4 protein-coding genes are annotated in these 4,007 nt (G+C 64.0%); all 4 read left to right on the forward strand.

Annotated features, from left to right (window positions below):
• Nucleotides 1–113 precede the first annotated feature (113 nt).
• A complete protein-coding gene (locus Q0O95_RS13425) occupies nucleotides 114–1,298 on the forward strand; it encodes a histidine kinase (protein WP_293699668.1) in 1,185 nt (394 codons plus the stop codon).
• Nucleotides 1,295–1,975: a response regulator transcription factor gene (locus Q0O95_RS13430; RefSeq protein WP_366516497.1), complete on the forward strand. Its 681-nt coding sequence runs from the start codon at nucleotides 1,295–1,297 to the stop codon at nucleotides 1,973–1,975. Before Q0O95_RS13425 ends, Q0O95_RS13430 begins: the two co-directional genes overlap by 4 nt.
• A gap of 94 nt (nucleotides 1,976–2,069) precedes the next feature.
• Entirely contained in the window at nucleotides 2,070–3,185 is a 1,116-nt protein-coding gene (locus Q0O95_RS13435; RefSeq protein WP_293699671.1) for a hypothetical protein, read from the forward strand.
• Between the two features lie 421 nt (nucleotides 3,186–3,606).
• On the forward strand, nucleotides 3,607–4,007 hold a 401-nt coding region (locus tag Q0O95_RS13440), incomplete at its 3' end, for a hypothetical protein (protein WP_293699674.1).

Here is a 4,007-nt window from a genome sequence, read left to right on the forward strand (position 1 = left end):
CCACCTCCAACTGAAACGCAACGAAGAGCCCTGCCTTGTACCGAATCGCTCCGCAGGAGCGATTCGCCCGCTCGAGTGATGATTTTTCCGAGCTGCACAGCAATACTGAACCCATGTCCTCGCAGGAACAGCACGCAGCGCACGCGCCCGGTGTGGCAATCAATGGCGTGATGGTCGCATCCGCCCTGATTGCCGTCATCGCGTTTCCACTCACGCTCGTGACGCTCCATCAGGCCTCTCCTACGCCGCTCACCAGCGGAACGAGCATCCTGGTAATCACGACGGCAGGGCTCCTGCACTGCACAGGATTTCTCGCGAATCGATGGCCCCGCGCCTCCTTCGCAATCGGTTCGGCCCTCATGCTTCCGCTCGCCTTCGTGTATGTGCAAGGTGTCGGCAGCGCAGCTATGCTTCCGTCTTCCATTGCGTACCTCGTGCTCACCTGGGTGCTCGCCAACGGCGAAGACAAACTGGCATCGAGGGTGGCCCTGGTCGTCGGCTTTGTCGGGGCCGGCATCATCACGTTGGTCGAAATCGCACGAGGAACAGTAAGCGATCCACTCATGTGGCTGGTGCAGGCGGGAACCCTCGTTGTGGGGGTGGTCGCCGCATGGGCGCTCGGCTCGCTGGCGAAGCAACGACGCCTCAGCGCAGATCAGATTCGTCAAGAGCAGACACGAGTTGCGCTCGCGCAGGAGCGAAGCCGCATAGGACGCGACCTCCACGATGTCGTATCCCACTCCTTGACCGTCATGATCGCGCAAGCCGAAGCCGCGCGCATACTCACGAAGCAGGACGAAGCCGATGAAGCACTGGAGAGAGTGGCGGAGACCGGGCGGTCGGCTATGCAGGGTCTGCGCGGCATGCTGCGCGTCCTTGACCGTGCCGAGTTCGAACCGCTGGAGCCGGCGCCCGGCATAACCGGCATCCCAGCGCTGATCGATGGCGCACGGAGTAACGAGCACACGATTCGCTTCCGAACGGAGGGCCGCACACGTTCCGTCTCACCAGACGTAAGCGTTGCCGCTTATCGACTCGTGCAGGAAGCCATCACCAATGCGATTCGGCACAACGTTCCTCCCGTCGCTGTGGACATCGATGTGCGCTGGCACGACAAGGGAGTCGAGGTGACGGTGCAAGACGATGGCGGCAAGGGCCATCACGAGCCCAGCGGAAGCGCCGGTACCGGTCTGATCGGGATGCGCGAGCGGGTCGAAGGGGCGGATGGCACGCTGGAAATACTCAGGGGCGCGCGCTGGCGCGTCCGCGCAATGTTGCCGACGGAGAAGAAATCGTGAACGAGCCCGGGCCGGTGTCGGTGCTGCTCGCCGACGACCAGGAATTGCTCCGAAACGCCCTTGGCACGGTACTGAACGCGGACCCCAGAATCGACGTCGTCGCAGCCGTCGCTGATGGCCGGGAAGCGATCGAGTATGTTCGCGGCCACCGTGTCGACGTGGTGCTGATGGATATCCGGATGCCGGGCACGGACGGGATCGCGGCGACTACGGAGGTCCTCCGGTTGCGTTCCACGACTCGCGTGCTCGTCCTGACAACCTTCGATCTCGATCAGTATGTCTTCGCCGCAGTACGCGCCGGCGCGAGCGGATTCTTGACGAAGGACACCCGACCCGCCGACCTGGCAGACGCGATCTGTCGCGTTGCTGACGGTGACGCGGCTGTATCTCCGCGAGCTTCGGCATCGCTATTGCAGCACGTTCGACACCAGGTGCTGCCCGAGGGAGATCCGCTCTCCGAGCTTTCGCCGCGCGAGCGTGAGGTATTCGACCTGCTTGCCCGCGGAGCGTCGAATTCGGCAATCGGCAGCGCGCTCTTCCTCAGCGAGAACACCATCAAAACGCACGTCAAGGCCGTTCTCGCCCGCCTCGGCCTGCCCGACAGAATCCAGGTCGTCATCTGGGCATACGAAAACGGGATCGTGCGCCCGGGCCGTAACGGGACGCCAGCGCAATAGCACGGGGCCGGGCAAGACAGTCACCCGATCGGGTGATCTCGAACCGCTCTGCTGGGCGAAGCCTCAGCAACCGCTCCAGCGGGAGCGTAGAGTCATGGATACGCTACGCACCCTCTCATCAAGCTCACAAGACGGGCCCACAGGACAGCGCCGATTGATCGGCGTCGGTGTAGCTCTCGGCGTGATCATGCTCGCGAGCGGCCTTGTCTGGCTCATCGCTCCCGCACTGAGCCCCTACGCGTCACCCTCGATGCCGGTGCAACGACTTGTCGAAGACAGTCAAGCGGGAGAACGCATTATCGCCGCGACGCAAGCGGCAATCGGCGGCGGGATGACGACAGCGGGCCTCTTCGCACTGTTCGGGAGGCCATCGGCGCAAGTGATTGCTTGGCTCGGTCCGGCTGCCGGACTCGCGAGCGGACTGGGATTCGTTGGCTTCAACGGTCTCGCGGCCGCCGGATACACGCTGGCGTTGAGCTTGCCCGTCGCCGCATTCGTAACAGTCGTCACGTTCGCGATCAAGCGGCCGGGCATCGGCGTTCCTACCGCACTCGTCGTTGTCGGCGGCCTTGTGTTCGCGCTGTTCGGGCCGCTCTCGCTCATTCGGTTCTACGGTGTCGTGGCAGCGGGGTCCGCAGTCGATATTGTGAAGTTCTTCGTACCGCTCATGTTCATCCTGTTCTCCGGTGTCTGGACGCTGCTGGGGGCCCGATTGCTGCGCCGCCGCGATACTGCCATCGGCCGGTTTGCTCTGCGCCACCGTGTGCCGATCACGGTGGCCTCTGCCGCCTGCGCGTTACCCTATGTTGTCGCGAGGCTGAGCTGGCTCACCCCCTGGCCACTATTCGGAGGGGAGGCCACCGCAAGCCCCGAAGTTCTCGCGACGGGCCTCATGCTCGGAGCAGCGATGCTCGCCGGAGCAGTGCTGAATCTCGGGCTCATTCTCCCGTGGGGCGAGCGATTCCCTCGCTGGTTCCCTCGCGTTGGTGGCCGGCCCGTGCCGGTGTCGCTGGCTGTTGTTCCCGCAATGATCGTCGCCGCGCTCTTCACCGCTGCGGGTTTCGATGCGATCTTGACGCTCTTCGCCTATAGCGGCGTCCAACCGGTCAGCCAGCTCTCGCTGCTGTTCGTGTTGCCGTTCTGGCTGTGGGGCCCGCTGCTCGCGCTCGCAACGTGGGGCTACGCGCAGAACCGTGCGAGGTCGGCCTAGCAACGGGCCATATGCCGACCGGCTGCTCGCCGGTCACGAAGTACTGCAACTCTGACACTCGGCGTCGAAACACGGCGTTCATCCCCGGCACACGTGCGCCGTGTTTCGTCGCCGGGGCCTGTAGCGGCGGCGCCCTGCGTGAACCGAACGACCGAACGACCCGAATGCCCGAATACGCGTATGTATGGAATGTGCCGAATGTCGGGCAGATAGTCATACATTCGGCACACAACAACAGAAACCCCGACACCGGGCACACCTGCGCCGTGTTTCGGCGTTCACGAGCACGGGGTCAGGAGCACCGCTGCGCAATGCGAACGCGGAAGATGAGATGGCCCTCATCTAGGTCTCCTTGCTGCCTCACCCCCGCCGGGTTAAGTAAGTGACAGATCGAAGACCACACCAACATCGGGAGGATCCCATGGACAAGACACCGCTCAAGAAGAAGCATTGGATCGCGCTGACTGCGGCGAGCACCCTGACACTCGGCGTCGTCGCCGGCGGCGCAGCAGCCGTCGCACAGCAGACCGATCTGCAGAACGAGGACGGTGTGCAGATCGCACACGGTGCCGTTGCCGGCACGGACGTCTCGCTCGATAAAACGTACATCGGCTCCGACGATGGCCTGCACTCGGTGGCCTCAGCGCCCAGCACGGTTTCGGCGCCTTCGGCGCAGACGCCGAACTCGGCTCCGAGCCCCGTTTCGCAGCCGAGCCCGGCATCCCCTGATTCACCGAACTCGCCCGATTCGCCCAATAGCCCGAATTCGCCGAACTCGCCTGACTCGCCGAACAGCCCTGACTCACCTGATAGCCCTGACTC

The organism is uncultured Agrococcus sp., from assembly GCF_945915485.1.
Lineage (GTDB): Bacteria > Actinomycetota > Actinomycetes > Actinomycetales > Microbacteriaceae > Agrococcus.